The sequence below is a fragment of the Amycolatopsis sp. NPDC049252 genome (genome assembly GCF_043197175.1).
GTDB lineage: Bacteria > Actinomycetota > Actinomycetes > Mycobacteriales > Pseudonocardiaceae > Amycolatopsis.
The window spans coordinates 148710-161832 of sequence record NZ_JBICSQ010000008.1 but is presented as its reverse complement, the minus strand read 5'-3'; the positions used below and the strand labels follow the sequence as shown (position 1 = coordinate 161832).

Sequence of the window (13123 nt, the reverse complement as noted above, 5' to 3'; positions counted from 1 at the left end):
GAACAAGGGTGTGACATGCACGTCGTCATCACCGGTGCCACCCACGGCCTCGGCCGGCTCGTCGCTCTCGACCTGGCGCGGCGGGGAGCCGAACTGACCGTCGTCGCCCGCGACCGCGAAAGGTGGACGATCTGCGCCGCGAGGTGGGCGACGCGGCGATCGTCTCGGCCTGCCAAGCCGATCTCTCGAACCTGCGCGACGTGCGACAGGCCGGGGAACGGATCCTCGCTGGCGCCGACGCGATCGACGTCCTGGTCAACAACGCCGGCCTGCACGCCTTCTCGCAGCGGGTCACCGGAGAGGGCTTCAGCGAAATGGTCGCCGTCAACTACCTCGCCCCCTGGGTTCTGACGACCACGTTGCTGCCCAAGCTGACCGGATCCGTTTCCGCGACGGTGGTGAACGTCGCCTCGCAGGCGTCCCGGCACTCGGGCGGCCTCGACCCGGCGCGGGACCTTCGGTGCACCGAGCCGTACACCCGACGCGGATCCAGCGCCTGGTACGGCCGCACGAAGCTGATGGACATCATGTTCACCCAGGAACTCGCCCGGCGGCTCGCCGGCTCGGGTGTCACCGCCAACTGCTGCGACCCGGGCTTCACCACGACCGGGCTGGGACGTGAGCTGCCCTTCTCGGGTGTCCTGCACAAGATCCTGACCGCGGCCCGGGTCGGCGACCCGAGCCGGGGCGCGGCGATCATCACCAGGCTCGCCACGGATCCGGCGTTCGCCGAGGTCACCGGCGGGTACTTCGCCCGCACCGGGCGAAGGCTCGAATGCCCGGCTCCGGGAAGGTCCGCGGAAGCGCAGCGCGAGCTGTGGAACGCCACCGAGGCGGCGCTCACGGACTGAGCACTGCCTCAGTAGGGGGCCGGGGTGTTGCGCACCACGATCAAGGTGGTGATCTTGCCGTCTTCGACGCTGAAGTAGTTGGTCAAGACGAGCTCGGCGGGCAGGTTCGTCTTGTCGTACTCGCCGTCGTAGCGGGCGCTGACGATGACCTGGCCGTGGTGGTGGCGCACGTCGATGACGTCCATGGTGACCCGGTCACCGACGATCTCGTGCGCGATCCACTCCCGGATGGACGCCGTGCCCGCGAACTCGCGGTGCACGTCGTTGACCACGGCGTCGTCGTGGAAAGTAGCGGCGATCCCGTCGAGGTCGAAGGCGTTCACCGCCGCGATGTGCGCTGCGACGACGCCGGGGAGGTCGGTGCGGTCCATGGTGGTTCCTTCCGTCGGGTTGTACCGCTGATGCTGGGCCCGGCGGTCAGGGGAGAGGCAAGCGGTGATCGGCGCGTGGACCTTCCGGCAGGGGGAAGGTCCAGAATGGAGGCCATGCGAGCAGGACTGACGGTCGGCGAGTTCTCCCGGGTGACGCACCTGAGCGCGAAGACACTGCGCCACTACCACGACGTCGGACTGCTCGAACCGGCCGACGTCGACTCCTCGACCGGCTACCGGTACTACTCGCTCGACCAGGTGCCGGCGGCGCAGGTGATCCGCCGCCTGCGTGACCTGGACATGCCGGTCGCCGACGTCAGGGCCGTCCTGTCCGCCGAGGACGTGGCCGGCCGCAACAAGCTGATCGCGGTGCACCTGGACCGTTTGGAGGCGAAGCTCGTCGAAGCGCGGACGGCCGTCGACGCGCTGCGGGACCTCCTGCGGCGATCCCCGGCCGGTCCGGTGGTCGAGCACCGTTCCGTGCCGGCTCAGCCGGCCATCGGGATCCGGGCGGTCATCGACCGCGTCGACGTGCTGAGCTGGTGGCAGGGCGCGCTGGGGGAGCTGAACGGGATCGTCGGCGCGCAGCGCCTTCACCGGACCGGGCCCAGTGGCGGCCTGTTCGACAGCGACCTGTACGAACACGAGCGAGGCGAAGCGGTGGTGTTCGTCCCCGTCGACGGCGCGGTGCGGCCGGTGGGTCGGGTCACGGACTTCGTGGTGCCTGCGGCGGAGCTGGCGGTCACGGTGCATGAAGGCCCGCTGGACGACATCGACCTCACATACGGCGACCTGGGCACCTACGCCGCCCGTCACGAGATCGGCGTCACCGGACCGCTACGGGAGTACTACCTGCGCGACCCGATCGAGACGTCGGCCGAACGCGAGTGGCGGACCGAGGTCGGCTGGCCGATCTTCCGCTCCGACAGCGCGCGCGGCTGATCACCGGTCCAGCATCGCCAGTCTGCCGGCCCGGCGTCCAGGACCTGCTCCACACCTGGGCCGCCCCAAACGCACCAGTGGGCGGTCAGCTGACCGAGCCGCTCACCACGCCCTTGCGCGGGCCTCGGCGCCGCATCCGGGCGGGTGATTGCCGAGTCGACCGGTGGGGCGTGGACCTGTACCAGCTACGACAGCCGGGACCGGCCCGTCCAGGTCAAGGTGCCCGCGCGCACCGATGCCCCCGTACGGACGGTGACCCACGACTACGCGGTCGGCGGGGTCCCGGTCACCTCCTCGGTGAGCGACGACAAGGGCACCCAAGGCAACGCCGGCCTGAACCCCAACCGGACGCGCCTGCTCGACCAGACCGCCGCCGGCACCGCGGAAACCCGGTACTGCTACGACGCGGCCGGCCGGTTGCTGGCCACCGAGGGTGCCGCCGCCCTGTCCGAATTTACCTACGACGCCAACGGCAACGCCACCGGCTGGAAGGGAGCCGATGGTACGACCACGTTGACCTGGACGGCTCCGACCGCAACATCGGCGTCAAGTCGACCGGTCCGAACTCGGCGCTGAACGCCGACATCGCCTACACCCGGGACGTGACCGACCGGATCGTGCGCCGCGACCCGCGTGACTGCGACAACAACACAGTCGTCCGGTACGGCTACACGAGCGACGGTGACACGGCGGACCTGACCTTGTCCGCCGATGGCCTGCTCGCGCTGACCCTGCCGGGTGGTGCCCTCTACACGACGAGGCTCCGATGGAGCGTTCACGCCGACCCGGTGCTGTCGACCGATTCGGCGGGCCCCCAGATCGGCGATCTGCGGGCCCTCGATCCGTACGGGCAGCCGTTGAGGGCCTCGGGTGCGGTCGACGCCCAGAACGTGCCGGACAACGCCCCGGGCTCGATGGACTACGGCTGGCTCGGGCAGTATCAGCGCCCGTACGAGCACACGGGCGCCGTGTCCATGGTGCAGATGGGCGCTCGGCCGCTTCCTCTCCGTCGACCCGGTCGACGGAGGAGCCGCCAACGACTACGACTACGTCGCGGGCGACCCGATCAACGCGATGGACCTCGACGGCAACTCCTGGTTCAGCTCCATCGTGAGTGTCGTGACCAAGGTGGCCGAAGTCGCCTCGTGGATTCCCTGACCGATCGGAACGATCGCGAGTGGGGCCGCCGCGGCCGGGAACGCGATTCAGGGGAACTGGGGAGCCGCGGCCCGGTACGGTGCGCAGGCCCTGGCCGGGATCGGAACGGCCGCCGCCGGCGCGGCGATCGGTGCTTACAAGGCCGTCAAGTTCGCCCGCGGGGTCGGCACGATCCTCAAGGCCGCCCGACGTGCACAAGGACCCTTTGCCAGGAAACTGTTACAAACGCCGCAGCGTCCGCTGGGTATCCCGCAACGGGAAACGTCAGTACCGCTTCTCCGGAGAACGAGGGACGGCGTGGTTGGCAGTACGACACTGACCTGCGGGAGGTGCCAATGGAGCACGACACGTCGAACGGCTTCGCGTTCGCTGACCGGATCGCCGAAGTGATGGACGGGACGCGCTTCGAGGGGTACCTCCACGTCACGGTTCCGGAGCTCGCCAAGAGCTCTCGCACCGGCGATGCCACGTATGTCGACATGGTGTTCGCACGACGGGACCTGGACCAGCCGGAGCACTGGCGGTACGAAGATCGCGCAGATCCGGGGACGGACAGCGCGCAGGAAAGAACTGGAGACGGCGCGGCTCGACTGGTACGGCGAGCGGTTCGGGTTGCGCTGGTTGGACAACGAGGCAACGGCGAAGGTCCGTCTTGAGGTGTTCCACGACGGGGCCGAGCTCACGTAGGACGGTCACTTCCTCGTGGGGAACTGCACGGTTGCGAGTCAACCGTGCAGTTCTTCGATCGTGAGACCGGCGGCAGACGCTCGAATTCGTGACGACGCCCAGCGAGCGAGGGAGTGGCGCTGCGGGCTGCAACGGTCGGCCCAGTGTCGGCGGCTGGGTCGTGAAGGCTTTGCAGCGCCCTAGCTTTGCGGCAACGTTTCGGCGCCTCGAGTCGGTTGGGGGCTCGCGCCGTGATCGTCCGGAAAGACTCAGAGGTGCCTGGCATTCGGATGCGAGGGCGAGTTCATCGACGTCGGTCTCGGTCTTGAGGAGTTCGATTGCGCGAGGTAGCAGCGAAGGTTGCTCGAGAAGCGGCATGGGGCTTGGCTCCCGACGTCGCCAGCCGCGGTTCGACACCGTTGTCATCGCGTTGCGGTAGGTGACCTCGCTCATGAACTTGAGGCTGACGTTCCACTGCTGTTTGAGCTGGCCCAGCCGACGCCAGTCAGCGAGATCGTCACGGACAAGCGGCTCGTCGCCGTCCTCGGGCAGCGAGTGATCGAGGTCGAGAAGTGCCGTGCGAACGGATGCCACCTGGCGGCGATGATCCTCCTGGGCAGCCTGCTCGAGGGTCTGCTGCTCGACGCGGCGGAGAACCGGCCGATCCCGAGTCCATCTGGGACGAACCGGAAGCGAAGACTGAAAACATCCGGCCCGCCAACCGGGCCGACAAGCTTTCGCTGCAGTCGTTGATCTACGCTGCGCATCGTCTCAAGTGGATCGACACGGACGCCGGTGTTCGTCGGTACTGCCAACGACCTCGGCCGGACCCGGCCCGCCGGGCCGGGCGACCGCCGGGAAACTCCGCCCGACGACACCCCTGGGCCCTGGGGGAGCCGGAGCAGGTCCAGCTGACCCCGTGATCACGGCCATTCGAGAAGCCGGACTTGCCCTGTGCCCGTGACAGCCGGCCGGCCGCGTCAGCAGCAGATCGCCGCCGGGTTCCCTACCGCGCGTCGAGGGTGATCTCGGCCCACACGGTCTTCCCCGTCGAGCGCTGCCACTGTCCCCACGCGACGCTCAGCCCCGCGACCAGCACCAGCCCGTGCGGCGCGGCACCCATGGACGGCTGGGAGCACGCGGGATCGAGACACGCGTCGTCGACCTCGATGCACAGCCAGTTCGGGCGCCGCAGCAACCGGACCTGGCGAGGGGGTTCGCCGTGGCGCAATGCGTTGGAAGTGAGCTCGTCGACCACCGTCACGACGTCGTGGCGCAGGTCGTCGGGGAGGTCGAGCAGGAGCCGGTCGGCCCAGGCACGCACCGCCGCCAGCTCGTTGAGGTCGTCCGCCACCTCCAGCGCGACGACCCGCAGTTCGTCGGTACTGGGCCGCGTCTGCTCGATCGTCATCGGGTGCTCGCCTTCCGCCGAGCCCCGCGACCACTCACGGGGCATCCGGCTGAGGAGATACCCCGTGGGAGTCCCGGATGAACATGGGCCACCGCCCACCAGGGTGACGTGCGGTTCCGCGATTACGAGGAGATCCCCGGGGGTACTCACGCGCGACGAAGTAGTGCAGCGAGAGGTTTGTCATGCGGATTCGCAAGAGGATGACCGTGCCCCTCAGTGACGTCGACCGCGCGGTCGCCATCCTCGCCGCCCGGGGCCTCGGCACCGCGAGGGCCGGTGCCGAGCTGAGGGAGATGGCGCGCGAGCGGCACATCTCCTTGGCGCGCTGTGCCGCCCTGGTCGTGACCTCCGTGGACAGAGCGGGCCGGTGAACCGCCTGCCGGCCGGGCGGAAGTTCCGGTCTGGAGCGAGGTGTCCTGGCTGAACGAAGCAACCTGAACCTGCGGGCTGCACCGAATCCCGGAGGCAACAGTCGACCCGGCGGGCGCGAACGTTCTCGTCGACCTGTCGGAGGTCACGTACCTGTCATGAAAGCCGTCGTACCGCAGATGAAGATCGCGCGGCGGTGCTTCGACCACGGACCGCTTCTCGTTCGAGTATCGGCCCCGTGCGTCAGAGGCTGTTCCGGCTGGGGGTGGCCGGGGTGGTGCGGCTGGAACCGGCCTCCCGAAGCCGGGCGTGACCGCAGTGCGTAGTGGTGAGCTGGCCGGGTGGCCTCCGCCACGCAGCAGCGCCGCACGCTCGGCGGCCGTCAGGCCACCCACACGCCGTAAGGTTTCCGTAGCTCTTCCCCGCCTCGATTCTCGGTGATCGTCGAGGGCAGACGGACCCGGCGGAGTGCCGGCGAGCACTCCGGCGGAACGTTCGAGGTGCTCGGCCGCCTGTCGGAAACGCTGACGACTCCGTCCGGCTTGCTGCCGGCTCCGGTGCTCGACGAGGTGCTCGCGGATATCGGTGAGCTGGCTGAGGTCGTGAGCCTCGCGGCAGCGCCGGCGCTGCCGCGAGCCTCATACCCCGGTATGAGGCTCGCGGCGGCCGCTAGTACCGCGGTCGGAAATCGGCGCTTTCAGGCGGTGGACGCACCGGACCCGGGCTTAGCTTCGCATGATGGAAACGCGAACCTTCAACGGAAATCCCCCGGGCACGCTGGTTGCCGCCTTCTTCGGTTACCTCGTCTCCACCGTCTCGGCGCTCGTCGGCGCGGGGCTGCTGCTCGGCTATCGGGACGAGCTCGCCGACGCGTTGCGCACGGGCGTGAACAACGGCGGGGCGCACCTCACCGAGGACCAGATCCAGCACTCGGCGACCGTCGCGCAGGCCGTCGGGATCGGTGTGCTCGTCGTGCTTGCCTTGCTGTACCTGCTGCTCAGCTTCAAGCTGAAGGCGGGCCGGAACTGGGCGAGGATCGTCCTCACGATCGTCACACTGCTGCAGGTCGCCTCCCTCCTGGCGACCTCCGGAACAGCCGTCAACTACGTCAGCACGGCGATCTCGGTGCTCGCGCTGGTGCTCTCCTACCTGCCGCCTTCGAACGCCTATGTTGCGCAGGTGAAGCACAACCGGGCCGGGGTGAACGGGTAGAGGTCGTCCTTGGCGCCCCGGGCCGGCTCGAACTCGCCTCGCTGGCTGATGGCTCGAGATGCCCGTAGGGGCACAGGCTAGTCGGCGACCGCGGTCTCGACGTCGGCGTAGGTGGTGAACTGGGCGCTCAGGCCGGTTACCTCAAGCACACGGGTGACAGCCCGCGTGGTGGCGACCAGTGCGATCGTGACGCCGGTGTCGGTGGCTCGACTGCGGTGATCGGCGAGCAGTTCCAGGCCGACCGAGGCGAGGAAGGTGACCGCGCGCAAGTCGATCACGAGCCTCTTGCCCGCTTCGGCGGCTTCCTCGTGCGCCTGCACGGCGATGGTGCGGGCTTCGGGTGCGGTCGCGAGGTCCAGTTCACCGGCGAAGGCGAGCACTATGGCTCCTTCACGCGGGGTGATCGAGCCGAGGAAAACTGGGGCGGTCACAGACGGACCTCGTTCCAGGCCGGGGATGCGATGACCGGCGGTACGCGGTCCGCGAGACGGGCGGGATGGCGATCTCCCCGGCAAGGGCGTGTCACCACATGGAGTCGACGGTACTGCGCGCGGCCGGTCACCGCCGATCGGTCGCGGGCAGGTGCGCGGCGAGCACGACGACGTCGTCGTCGTGCGGGGTGCCGTTCCCCAGCATGCGGCGGATGGTGTCGTCGACGAACCGGGCCGGGTCGGTGGGGTCCAGCGCGGCGACAGTGTCGCGCAGGCGGCGGATGCCGACGTCCAGGTCGCTCCCGCGGCGTTCGACCAGGCCGTCGGTGTAGAGCACGACGGTGTCGCCCGGCCCCAGCCGCACCTGGCGATCGGTGAGCGGGACTTTGCGCAGCTCGGGGTAGCCGAACATGAGGTCCGCGCCGGTCAGGACCGTGGTGGTGCCATCGGGGTGGCGCACGATCGGCGGGAGGTGCCCGGCGCTGGCCCAGCGCATCAGCCAACGGTCGCCGGCGTCGGGGCGCAGGTGGGCCTGCAGCACGGTGCCGGTCGCGCCGATCCCGGTGGTGGCGCAGGCCTGCTCGACCGCGGCGAGGATGGCCGAGGGTGGTCCGGCGGGACGCTCCCAGGCCGCCTGCCGGCCCATGCTGCGGACTTGGCCCATCAGCGTGGCGGCGTGGATGTCATGGCCGGTGATGTCGCCGACGGCCATTGCGACGGCGTCGCGGTCGGCGCCGCCGACGGCGTTGAGGTCGATGGCGTCGTACCAGTCGCCGCCGACCTGCTCCAGCCGCCCGACGGGCAGGTAGCGGGCGGCCAGCCGCACTCCGGCCAGGTCCGGAAGCCGGGTCAGCATCGCCTCCTGCAGCTCGCGCGCGACGGTGACGCGGTCTTCCACGAAGCGGGCGCGTTCCAGGGCGTGTCCGACGTAGCCGGCCAGCGTGGTGATCACGGCTTGCTCGTGGACGTCGACGTCGTGCGGGGTGTCCCAGCCGAACAGCAGGACGCCGGCGACGCCGTCCGGTCCGGGCAGCGGGACGCAGGTGATCGCGTGCAGGCCCAGTTCGGCGTAGCGGCGTTGCGCGGTCTCGGGGAACGCGGCGGCGATGGCTTCGGGGTCCGGGTAGAGCTGCAGGTTCCCTTCGCGGGCGGTCAGCGCGATCGGTGTGTCGTCCTCGACATGGGAGAACGCGTCGCCGGACTCGGGGCCGAGTGCTTGCAGAGGGTCGTCGATGCGGCGCAGGTCGCCGCCGCTTTCGGTGAGGGTGAGCCCGACGTAGGCCGGTTTCAGGTCACCGGAGACCAGGTCGGTGACGATCTCGCGCAGCTGCGAGATGTCGTCGGCGCGGGCGAGGGCCTGCGACGCGGTCAGCAGCAGCTGGGAGCGGGTGAACGCCACCCGCAGCATGGCCTCGGCGGTGTCGGTGCGGGCGCGTTCGTGGTGGGCGTCCCGGGTGGCGATGCGCAGCCGCACCTCGAGCGAGCAGCTGTGGGCGAGGTCGGCCAGCACGGCCAGCTCGTCCTCGCGCCACCGGCGGGGCCGGTGGTCGATGACGCACAGGCTGCCCAGGACGCGACCGGCGGCGTCGGTGACCGGGAGCCCGGCGTAGGCGCCGATGCCGATGTCCGCGACCACCGGGTTGTCCCGCGACCGCGGATCGAGGGCGCCGTCTTCGATGATCAGCGGCGCACCGGTCACCACCTCGTGCCGCCACAGCGACGCCGAGAGCGGCGTGCGGCGGGTGTGCGCCCACGGCTCGCCGAGTCCCGCCAAGCCTGGGAAGACCTGCTCCCGGTCCGTGACCAGGGAAACCAGCGCCACGGGGGCGCCGACGCGCTGCCGCGCGCGTTCGGCCAGCGCGTCGAGCGCCACGTCGGATTCGTTGCCCAGCCCGGTCTCGGCCAGCGCGGCCAGCCGGCCGGGATCGGCCAGCGGCGCGTGGGCGTCTTCGGTCATCGCAGCAGCACCTGCACCGTCGATTTCCTTGCTCGTGGGGCGTGACGAGGACCAAATACCCAACCGTGGTCTCGGCCACGCAGGTGGACGTCGGCGAAGCGTCCGGCGACCCGGTCGATGGCGAACGCCATGATCCAGTGTGCGGCTTCCTCGGCAGCCGCGTCGGCAAGGGCACCCGCTGGCGAATCACCGGGAATGACCGGGTTCGTCCCGCGCCCTTCGCGACGGCCAGCCAAGTGCGCACCGTCTCGTCCTGGGGTGAGATCGTCCAAGCCGGCCTGGCTCGGACACGAGTCCTGGTGGTCGGCGTCGGCAGCATCGGACTCGACGTCGCTCTGCGGCTCGCCGCCACCGGTCTGGTGAACGTCGCGGTGCTGGACTTCGACAGCTTGGAGATCGTCAACCTCGACCGCACGGAGGTCGCGCATCGGTTCATGATGCGAGCCACCACAGCAAAAGCCCCGACTTCGCGCAACTCGACGCGAGTGTCTGCGAACGGCGCGATGCGCGGCACGACGTGGCGGACACACGCCATCATGCCCGGACAGCCGTACCTGGTCTGCAACGGTCAGCTCGATCCGGCCGCGGTGCAGAAGGACAAGCTCGGACTCCTCGATGACGAGCGCTACATCCGAAACAGCGGCGGGAACCCCGCTCAAGAACGCCAGAATGTCGCCTTGCTCCCGGCAAGCGTCAGTGCCAATCTGCTGGCGCGGTTTGTCAGCCTCACGGTCGCCCCCGGCGGGCTCGGAGTACCTGGGCCATTGCGGTACGCGCCCGCTCCACACCGCCTCGAGCATCTCCGCGAGGCAACCCGCCCGAACTGTGTCCTCGAAGACGCGACTTCAACCGGTGACGGCCGGCTGGCCGCTGCGCGAAGGCTGGCGGGAACGATCCCGAGGACGGCGTGCGCTCTGGCGCCGCTGCTGTGCCGGGACCGCGAACCTGGGCCGCCGGCGCCCGGGCCCACTGTCCTGCGACTTGGCTGCATTGTGCCTCTCGCAAGACGGGTGGGCAGAGTCGAACGCCCCCTCACCGGCGTTCACCCCCTCCAGTTCTCACTGAGGGTGCCGCGTCGACGGTTCTCAGGCCACCGCGAGCGTGGGCGACGGCGGTCAGGCGCGAGGTGCGCGGGTCCACGTCATCGTGACCGTGGTGCCCGCTGCGGTGGATTCGATGGTTGCGGTCGTGGCGAGAGTATGAATCGGCGGAAGGCCGCGTCCGTGCAGAAGACCGGGGCGGGGAGCGGGCTGCCATTGTCCGTGGTCGGTGACGGTGACCCTGACGGTGTCGCCGTGCCAAACGGCGTGGAGGGTCACCGTGCCGATGCGGCCGGGGTAGGCGTGCTCGACCACGTTGGCCATGGCCTCGTAGACCGCCAGCTCCAGGGCCTGTACCTGCTCGACGCTCAGGTCGGTCTCGCCGGCCCACGTGGTGAGCTGCTCGCGCATGCGAACCAGCTGCGCGGGCGCGGCCAGCACCGCCTGATGTCGCAGGTTCGGCGCCCCGGGTTTGAGGTAGTCGTCGTCCGGTGTGTCCTCGGGCGCTGCGCTCGGCGTGGCGGGCAGCTCGGTGGCGGCGTCGGTGGGTGTGGTGACGGACATGGCAACTCACGCGCTCTCGGTGAGCGCGGCGGCGCGGGTGGGGAACACGCTCAGGCGCCCGCCCATCGGCATGAGGGACGTCAGCCACGTCCGGCTCGCCGGGCGTCCCGCAAGCGATGTTCGAACGAGGACGCCAAGCACGTTCATCCGTACACGACTGAGCCAACAACTCAGTACGCCGACAACCGCGACACCGACGCAACGGCGACAGCTTTGACTGTTTGATCGGAGGTGCGGGCTCGCAGATGCCGGTTCGCAACCGAGCGGAAAGTGGGCCCGGCACCCGCCCCGAGCGAGTGCCGAGCCCACTCTGGCCGGTCAGTTTCCCGCTGGAACGGTCCCCGCCTGGTCGGTGATGGCGGTGTGGACCGAACTGTAGGAGGTCACGGTGTCGGCTTTGATGCCTTCGATCCCCGCGTCGCCTCCTGGCATCAACTGGGTCGTCCGTTCCCCGATGAACTCGCCGGTGTCGCAATCGACGATGATCTCGTAGAGATAGCCACCGTCCGGGGGTGTGACACCCAGGGCGACGCCCTTGCGGCCGTCGAGGTTCGCCACCTGCGCGGTGATCTTCAGCCCGGGGATCTTGGCCACCGCGCGGTACACCGCTTCCTTGAGATCGGCGGGTACGACACCGGTCTTCAGCAGAGTGGCCGCGACTGCCAGCACACCTCCGCCGCGGGGCTTGTTCGCCAGATAGGGATCTTTGAGCATGAGGTCGTAGAGCTGTTGCGGGTCGCGGGGCAAGTCGGCCAGCTGCTGTTTGGTGGGTGCGCTCCATTTGCCGGCGCCCCGGCCGGCGAAGATCAACGCTTTCTCGGGGAACTGGCCACCCCGCGCGCGCCACTCACCGGACTGACGGATTTCGTTTTTGTTCTGGCCCTCGGTGGTGGGGGTCTGCTCGTTGCCCAGCAGCCACTGCTTGTTCCCCGTCTGACTGATCTTGAGCAGCCATTCACTGTCGAAATCGCTCGGCTGCCAGGTCTGCTTCAGCTCTTCGGCGAGGAAAGCGAACCGGGGCTCGTTGCTGGCGACCAGGTACCAGCCGCGGGTCTCGGTGTACCGGAATTTCCCTGCGGGAATGGGCGCCTCGCCCGTGACATGGATCATGTCGGCCGCTTTGTCCAGGGCCTGCTGCACCGACGCGAATTTCACCGCCGGCACCGACGACGTCGACTGGGCCGAGGGGGCACCGTGGTCTCCGCCGGTGCTCGCCACAGTGGCGCCGACGGCGACGACCACTACCGCGGCGGCCGCCGCGCTGAGCCACCAGCGCCGTCCGGCGGGGAGTCCTGGCTTTCGTGTCGGCTCGGTCACTGGGTCGGTGTCGGCCACCAGGGTGTCCTTTCCTTCGAGCGAGCGCACTGCGTTCAACAGTGTGTTTCGTGCCTCGGCCAGGGGCTGCCGGTTGGCGAGTTCGCCGGGGAGCATCGAGATCAGCCCTTCGTCCAGCTCTTCGTCGGTCCACAAGCGGTGGACGTTGTCCTCAGTCATCGGCCCGTACTCCTTCCTCATCGCGCGCGGAGCTGGCTGCCGCGGACGCCTTCAGCAAGCGCCGGATCCGGTGCAAGCGGGAGCGCACGGTGCCGGCGGGAACACCGAGCGCCTCGCCGATCTCGGTCGGCGCCAGTTCCGCCCAACTGGTCAGCAGCAGTACGTCCAGGTCGTTCGGCGAGAGTTGCGCCATCGCCCCAGCCAGGTGCTGCACCCGGGTCTGCGCGTCGATCCGTTCGGCTACCCGATCGGCATGCCCGTGCACAACCCGCCTGCTGTGCTCGTGCGCGGCCAGGCGCAACTGTTTGCGTTGGGCAGCGACCTCGTTGCGGACCTCCGTGCGCAGCAGGTTCGTCGCGATACCGAACAGCCAGGACCGGGCGCTTCCTCGCTCAGCGTCGTAGCGGTCGCGCTGCTGCAATGCGATCAGGAACGTCTCGCTGAGCAGGTCACCGGCAATGTCGACACCGATCCTCCCGACCAGATAGCGGTGCAGGACCGCGGCGTGCTCGTCGAACAGACGCCGGAAAGTCTCCTCGAGATCACCGCGGCGCAGGTCAGGCCGATCATCACCGCTTGCCGGAGTTGATTGCCGCGTCATAGTCACAGCAAGTATTGGGTTTGCGCGGCGGAAGCGTTCACGCGGGCCGCACGAAC

At 69.3% G+C, this 13123-nt stretch carries 12 protein-coding genes and 2 pseudogenes; 7 read left to right on the top strand and 7 right to left on the bottom strand.

The window, feature by feature from the left end:
• Nucleotides 1-101 precede the first annotated feature (101 nt).
• Nucleotides 102-851: pseudogene (locus ACGFMK_RS13795) on the top strand (SDR family NAD(P)-dependent oxidoreductase); the annotation flags it as partial.
• A gap of 8 nt (nucleotides 852-859) precedes the next feature.
• Here ACGFMK_RS13795 and ACGFMK_RS13790 read toward each other — a convergent pair.
• Nucleotides 860-1222: a nuclear transport factor 2 family protein gene (locus ACGFMK_RS13790; protein WP_392761873.1), complete on the bottom strand. Its 363-nt coding sequence runs from the start codon at nucleotides 1220-1222 to the stop codon at nucleotides 860-862.
• 114 nt (nucleotides 1223-1336) lie between these two features.
• Here ACGFMK_RS13790 and ACGFMK_RS13785 point away from each other — a divergent pair, with 114 nt between their 5' ends.
• The 3 genes from ACGFMK_RS13785 to ACGFMK_RS13775 all read left to right on the top strand — a co-directional run bounded on the left by ACGFMK_RS13785 (nucleotide 1337) and on the right by ACGFMK_RS13775 (nucleotide 3978).
• A complete protein-coding gene (locus ACGFMK_RS13785; RefSeq protein WP_392761871.1) occupies nucleotides 1337-2164 on the top strand; it encodes a MerR family transcriptional regulator in 828 nt (275 codons plus the stop codon).
• A 252-nt stretch (nucleotides 2165-2416) separates the two neighbouring features.
• Nucleotides 2417-2740 carry a hypothetical protein gene (locus ACGFMK_RS13780; protein WP_392761869.1) on the top strand — a complete coding sequence of 108 codons (324 nt, stop codon included), beginning with the start codon at nucleotides 2417-2419 and terminating at the stop codon, nucleotides 2738-2740.
• A gap of 917 nt (nucleotides 2741-3657) precedes the next feature.
• On the top strand, nucleotides 3658-3978 hold the full coding sequence (locus ACGFMK_RS13775) for a hypothetical protein (protein WP_392761867.1): 321 nt from the start codon (nucleotides 3658-3660) through the stop codon (nucleotides 3976-3978).
• A 1016-nt stretch (nucleotides 3979-4994) separates the two neighbouring features.
• Here the strand turns inward: ACGFMK_RS13775 and ACGFMK_RS13770 are convergent.
• Complete coding sequence (locus tag ACGFMK_RS13770) at nucleotides 4995-5444, bottom strand: ATP-binding protein (RefSeq protein ID WP_392761864.1); 450 nt, start codon at nucleotides 5442-5444, stop codon at nucleotides 4995-4997.
• 155 nt (nucleotides 5445-5599) lie between these two features.
• Here ACGFMK_RS13770 and ACGFMK_RS13765 point away from each other — a divergent pair, with 155 nt between their 5' ends.
• Both ACGFMK_RS13765 and ACGFMK_RS13760 read left to right on the top strand, forming a co-directional pair.
• A complete protein-coding gene (locus tag ACGFMK_RS13765) occupies nucleotides 5600-5770 on the top strand; it encodes a hypothetical protein (protein ID WP_392761861.1) in 171 nt (56 codons plus the stop codon).
• 736 nt (nucleotides 5771-6506) lie between these two features.
• Entirely contained in the window at nucleotides 6507-6980 is a 474-nt protein-coding gene (locus ACGFMK_RS13760; protein WP_392761860.1) for a hypothetical protein, read from the top strand.
• 77 nt (nucleotides 6981-7057) lie between these two features.
• Here the strand turns inward: ACGFMK_RS13760 and ACGFMK_RS13755 are convergent, their stop codons facing one another.
• Nucleotides 7058-7411, bottom strand: a complete 354-nt coding sequence (locus ACGFMK_RS13755) for an STAS domain-containing protein (protein ID WP_392761858.1) — start codon at nucleotides 7409-7411, stop codon at nucleotides 7058-7060.
• A gap of 127 nt (nucleotides 7412-7538) precedes the next feature.
• Entirely contained in the window at nucleotides 7539-9368 is a 1830-nt protein-coding gene (locus tag ACGFMK_RS13750) for a GAF domain-containing SpoIIE family protein phosphatase (protein ID WP_392761857.1), read from the bottom strand.
• A gap of 41 nt (nucleotides 9369-9409) precedes the next feature.
• Here ACGFMK_RS13750 and ACGFMK_RS13745 point away from each other — a divergent pair.
• Nucleotides 9410-9724, top strand: a pseudogene (locus tag ACGFMK_RS13745) (hypothetical protein); the annotation flags it as partial.
• 759 nt (nucleotides 9725-10483) lie between these two features.
• Here ACGFMK_RS13745 and ACGFMK_RS13740 read toward each other — a convergent pair.
• The 3 genes from ACGFMK_RS13740 to ACGFMK_RS13730 all read right to left on the bottom strand — a co-directional run bounded on the left by ACGFMK_RS13740 (nucleotide 10484) and on the right by ACGFMK_RS13730 (nucleotide 13067).
• Nucleotides 10484-10972: an ATP-binding protein gene (locus ACGFMK_RS13740; RefSeq protein ID WP_392761852.1), complete on the bottom strand. Its 489-nt coding sequence runs from the start codon at nucleotides 10970-10972 to the stop codon at nucleotides 10484-10486.
• Between the two features lie 318 nt (nucleotides 10973-11290).
• A complete protein-coding gene (locus tag ACGFMK_RS13735) occupies nucleotides 11291-12466 on the bottom strand; it encodes a CU044_5270 family protein (RefSeq protein WP_392761850.1) in 1176 nt (391 codons plus the stop codon).
• A complete protein-coding gene (locus ACGFMK_RS13730) occupies nucleotides 12459-13067 on the bottom strand; it encodes an RNA polymerase sigma factor (protein ID WP_392761987.1) in 609 nt (202 codons plus the stop codon). Before ACGFMK_RS13730 ends, ACGFMK_RS13735 begins: the two co-directional genes overlap by 8 nt.
• Nucleotides 13068-13123: the final 56 nt, after the last annotated feature.

What these genes read in the sequence shown, in the direction of transcription:
- ACGFMK_RS13790 (WP_392761873.1), bottom strand. Translation starts at nt 1,222, where the DNA reads ATGGACCGCACCGACCTCCCCGGCGTCGTCGCAGCGCACATCGCGGCG.
- ACGFMK_RS13785 (WP_392761871.1), top strand. Translation starts at nt 1,337, where the DNA reads ATGCGAGCAGGACTGACGGTCGGCGAGTTCTCCCGGGTGACGCACCTG.
- ACGFMK_RS13775 (WP_392761867.1), top strand. Translation starts at nt 3,658, where the DNA reads ATGGAGCACGACACGTCGAACGGCTTCGCGTTCGCTGACCGGATCGCC.
- ACGFMK_RS13770 (WP_392761864.1), bottom strand. Translation starts at nt 5,444, where the DNA reads ATGCCCCGTGAGTGGTCGCGGGGCTCGGCGGAAGGCGAGCACCCGATG.
- ACGFMK_RS13765 (WP_392761861.1), top strand. Translation starts at nt 5,600, where the DNA reads ATGACCGTGCCCCTCAGTGACGTCGACCGCGCGGTCGCCATCCTCGCC.
- ACGFMK_RS13760 (WP_392761860.1), top strand. Translation starts at nt 6,507, where the DNA reads ATGGAAACGCGAACCTTCAACGGAAATCCCCCGGGCACGCTGGTTGCC.
- ACGFMK_RS13750 (WP_392761857.1), bottom strand. Translation starts at nt 9,368, where the DNA reads ATGACCGAAGACGCCCACGCGCCGCTGGCCGATCCCGGCCGGCTGGCC.
- ACGFMK_RS13740 (WP_392761852.1), bottom strand. Translation starts at nt 10,972, where the DNA reads ATGTCCGTCACCACACCCACCGACGCCGCCACCGAGCTGCCCGCCACG.
- ACGFMK_RS13735 (WP_392761850.1), bottom strand. Translation starts at nt 12,466, where the DNA reads ATGACTGAGGACAACGTCCACCGCTTGTGGACCGACGAAGAGCTGGAC.
- ACGFMK_RS13730 (WP_392761987.1), bottom strand. Translation starts at nt 13,067, where the DNA reads ATGACGCGGCAATCAACTCCGGCAAGCGGTGATGATCGGCCTGACCTG.